The sequence below is a fragment of the Nonomuraea longispora genome (assembly GCF_004348345.1).
Classification (GTDB): domain Bacteria; phylum Actinomycetota; class Actinomycetes; order Streptosporangiales; family Streptosporangiaceae; genus Nonomuraea; species Nonomuraea longispora.
Map to the genome: position 1 here is coordinate 1 of NZ_SMJZ01000370.1, position 3,649 is coordinate 3,649.

Annotated in this window: 4 protein-coding genes; 1 reads left to right on the forward strand and 3 read right to left on the reverse strand. The window is 74.9% G+C overall.

What is annotated here, in order from left to right:
- On the forward strand, positions 1 to 581 hold a 581-nt coding region (locus E1267_RS43055; RefSeq protein WP_132341988.1), incomplete at its 5' end, for an ROK family protein.
- Here the strand turns inward: E1267_RS43055 and E1267_RS43060 are convergent.
- From E1267_RS43060 to E1267_RS43070, 3 genes are all read right to left on the reverse strand, one after another.
- The gene (locus E1267_RS43060) at positions 537 to 2,255 is read right to left on the reverse strand and encodes an acyclic terpene utilization AtuA family protein (protein WP_132341990.1); all 1,719 of its coding nucleotides are present in this window, start codon (positions 2,253 to 2,255) and stop codon (positions 537 to 539) included. The two genes, E1267_RS43055 and E1267_RS43060, sit on opposite strands and share 45 nt — an antisense overlap.
- Positions 2,252 to 3,022 (reverse strand): enoyl-CoA hydratase-related protein, encoded by a 771-nt coding sequence (locus E1267_RS43065; RefSeq protein ID WP_132341992.1) that lies wholly within the window; start codon positions 3,020 to 3,022, stop codon positions 2,252 to 2,254. The genes E1267_RS43060 and E1267_RS43065 overlap by 4 nt, the downstream gene beginning before the upstream one ends.
- Positions 3,019 to 3,649, reverse strand: a 631-nt coding sequence (locus E1267_RS43070; RefSeq protein WP_132341994.1) for an acyl-CoA carboxylase biotin carboxyl carrier protein subunit, incomplete at its 5' end; no start/stop codon positions are given. The genes E1267_RS43070 and E1267_RS43065, both read right to left, overlap by 4 nt.

The window sequence follows — 3,649 nt, forward strand, 5'->3', positions numbered from 1 at the left end:
CCCTCTACCTGCCCATCGGCACGGGCATCGCGGGCGCCGTGGTCCTGTCCGGGCGGCTGTACGGCGGCGCCGCCGGATGGGCCGGGCAGATCGGGCACATCCCGGTACACCCCGGCGGAGCGGCGTGCGGGTGCGGGCAGCGGGGCTGCCTGGCGGCGTACGCGTCGGGCGGCGCGGTCGCGGCCCGGTACGGCGCCGCCGGCGCCGAGGAGGTGGTGCGGCGGGCCTCCGAGGGAGACCCGGCGGCCGGGAGGGTGTGGGACACGGCCGTGGAGACGCTCGCCCTGGCGCTGGCTACGTACACGCGGCTGCTCGATCCCGCGGCCGTCGTCATCGGCGGCGGCGTCTCGCACGCGGGAGACGCTCTGATCGTCCCTCTCCGAGCCCGCCTGACAGCCTTCCTGTCCCCCCACCCGCCGGGACGGAAGGCACCGGAGGTCAGGGCGTCGGCGCTCGGGGCGCGGGCGGGCCTGCTGGGCGCGGGACTGCTCGGCTGGCGTACGGCCGGCACAGCCGGCACAGCCGGCACGGCGGGCTCAGCCGAGGAGCGCCGCGGGGATGTGCATGTGACGGGCGCGTAGCTCCTCACCCAGCGCCTTGGCCTGCGGGTCCATGCGCGGGCTCGCCGCCACGCCCCGGCCCAGCAGCCCGTGGACGACGAAGTTCAGCGCCTTGAGGTTGGGCAGCTCGTACCGGTCGACGCGGTACGGGGCCAGGTGCGGCAGCAGCCGCTTGAGCCGGTCGGGCGTCAGGGTGCCGGCCAGCCACGCGTAGCCGTCCCGCGTGCCCGTCCAGACCCCCAGGTTGGCGTTGCCCCCCTTGTCACCGGAACGCGCGCCCACGAGCCGTCCCAACGGCATCCACACGGTCCCCTCCCCGCCCTCCGCCCCGTCCGCGTGTGCCGTCCCGTCGGCGGGCCCCGACGTGAGCGGCGGCTCAGGGTCCGGGAGCGCCGTCGCGGGCTCGCCGGGGGCCGCGACCGCGGGGACGGGGATCCGCGTGCCGTCCAGGAAGGCCTGAGGGCGTACGTCCGCGGCCGGGACCAGGACCGGCCAGTAGATCCCGTACGGTGAGGCGTTGCCGGGCGGGGTGAGGCCGTAGAAGCCCGGGTAGCTGGCCAGCCCCGTCTCCACCACGGCCGCGGAGAAGGCACGACCCGCCGTGCGTTCGTCGGCGTCCATGACCGTGATCCGCAGCAGGCCGGGCTCCGTGAGCGTCACGTCCACCGCGTCGAACGACTCGCGCGGGATGCGTGCCCAGACGGCCTCCTCCGCCACCCGGGCCTTGGCCTCCACGTCGAGGCCCGTGAGCACGAGGGTCATGGTGTTGCGGTAGCCGCCCAGGTGGTTGACGGCGACCTTGAGCGTGCCGGGGGGCGGCTCGCCGCGTACGCCGGAGACCAGCACCCGGTCGGGCCCGTCGTCGGCGAGCGTGATCGTGTCGAACCTGGCCACCACGTCGGGGCCGAGGTAGCGGGGGCCGCCCAGCTCGTACACCAGCTGGGCGGTGACCGTGCCGACCGAGACCAGGCCGCCCGTGCCGGGATGCTTGGTGATCACGGCCGATCCGTCCTGACGCAGCTCCGCGAGCGGGAAACCGCAGTGGGCGAGATCGGGTACGTCCTGGAAGAACGCGTAGTTGCCGCCCGTGGCCTGGCAGCCGCACTCGATGATGTGCCCGGCGACCACCGACCCCGCCAGCGGGTCGAGGTCGCCGGGCCCCCAGCCGTACCGCCAGATGCCGGGCCCTGTCACCAGGGCGGCGTCGGTGACGCGGCCGGTCACGACGACGTCCGCGCCCGCCGACAGTGCGGCGGCGATCGGACGGCCGCCCAGGTAGGCGTTGGCGGTGAGCGGGGTGGCGTCGAGGCGTTCGCCGGTGTCGGCGTTGACCAGGTCGAGGGGCTGGCCGGTGAGGTCGTCGCCCGTGACGTGGGCGACCGCGGGGGACAGGCCGAGGCGCGCGGCCAGCTCGTGCACGGCCTCGGCGCATCCGGCCGGGTCGAGGCCGCCCGCGTTCGTCACGATCTTGATGCCCCGGTCGAGGCAGGGGCCGAGGACGTCCTCCAGCTGCCGCAGGAAGGTCGGCGCGTAGCCGGGCCTGCCCTTGAGCCGGTTGCCGGCCAGGATGAGCATGGTGAGCTCGGCCAGCCAGTCGCCGGTCAGCACGTCGATCGGCCCGCCCTCGACCATCTCCCTGGCCGCGGAGAGCCGGTCGCCGTAGAAGCCGCTGCAGTTGGCGACGCGCAGGGTCATCGCGTGGCCCACGCGGGCGGGCGCTTGTCCATGTACGCGGTGATGCCCTCCTGACCCTCCTCCGAGGTGAACCGCTCGGCGGACAACGCGGTCATCTCCCGCAGCCCGTCCGCGAACGACATCGCCGGCACCTTCCTGACCAGCTGCTTGGTGATGGCCAGGGCCTCGGGAGCGCCCTTGATCAGCAGGTCGGCGTAGTGGGCGACCGCCGCGTCCAGCTCCTCCTCGGGCACGGCCCTGGAGATCAGCCCGATCTCCGCGGCCCTGGCGGCGTCGAAGACCTCGCCGGTCAGGAAGTATTCGGCCGCGGCCCTGGGGTCGAGCCTGCGCAGCACCGGCACCGAGATCATCGCCGGCACCACGCCGAGGCGTACCTCCGTGAACGCGAACGACGCCGAGAGCGGCGCGACCGCGAAGTCGCACGCCGCCACCAGGCCCAGGCCGCCCGCCCGCGCGGTGCCGTTGAGCCGGCACACCACCGGCTTGGGGCTCTCCCAGATGAGCGTGAGGACCTCCGGGAACGACGCCGTCACCGGCGCGCCGGGCCTGCCGTCCGCCGCGCGCTGCTCCTTGATGTCGGCGCCCGAGCAGAACACCCCGCCCGTCGCCGTCAGCACGATCACCCTGGCCGCCGGCTCGGCCAGCGCCCAGTCGAGCCGCTCCTTCAACTCGCCGAGCAGGCGCACGGACAGGGCGTTGCGGTTGGGCGGCGAGTCCAGCGTGATGGTCGCGACGCCCGCGGCCAGGTCCTGGTGGACCAGGGTCATGTGCTCTCCTCCTGAATGATCGCCAGCACGGCTCCCGCCTCGACCTGCCGGCCTTCCTCTACGTGTACGCCGGACACCACGCCGGCGACGGGGGCGGTGATCCGATGCTCCATCTTCATGGCTTCGAGCACCAGCACCGCCTGCCCCTTGGCGACCCGGTCGCCGGCCGCCACCTCGACGCGCAGCACGCCACCCGGCATGGGGGCCAGCAGGGAGCCCGGGGCGACGTGCTCCACCGGCTCGGGCAGCCGGGGGAGCGGGGTCAGCACGGCGCAGCCGCCCGCGTGGTCGACGTAGACCTTCGGGTCGCCGTCGTACCGGGCGACCTCGAAGGTGTGGCGGACGCCGTCGTGTTCGAGGACGACGGTGTCCGGGCCGGCGCCGATCACGGTGATGGTGTCCGGAAGCGGGTCGTACACGACGTCGGCCTCGGCGAAGCGGGTGCGGCGGGGCTGGGAGCGTACGTTGCGCCACCCGGCGGGCAGGCCGGCCAGCACGCGCGCGTCGCGCCGGTTGGCGGCGGCCAGGGCGAGAGCGGCGGCCAGCGCGGCCAGCCGGCCCCCCGCCTCCGCCGCCGTCCCTGCCGCTGTCTCGATGGATGGTGCGGGGGCCGGGAGGGTGTGGAGG

What these genes read in the sequence shown, in the direction of transcription:
- E1267_RS43065 (WP_132341992.1), bottom strand. Translation starts at nt 3,022, where the DNA reads ATGACCCTGGTCCACCAGGACCTGGCCGCGGGCGTCGCGACCATCACG.
- E1267_RS43060 (WP_132341990.1), bottom strand. Translation starts at nt 2,255, where the DNA reads ATGACCCTGCGCGTCGCCAACTGCAGCGGCTTCTACGGCGACCGGCTC.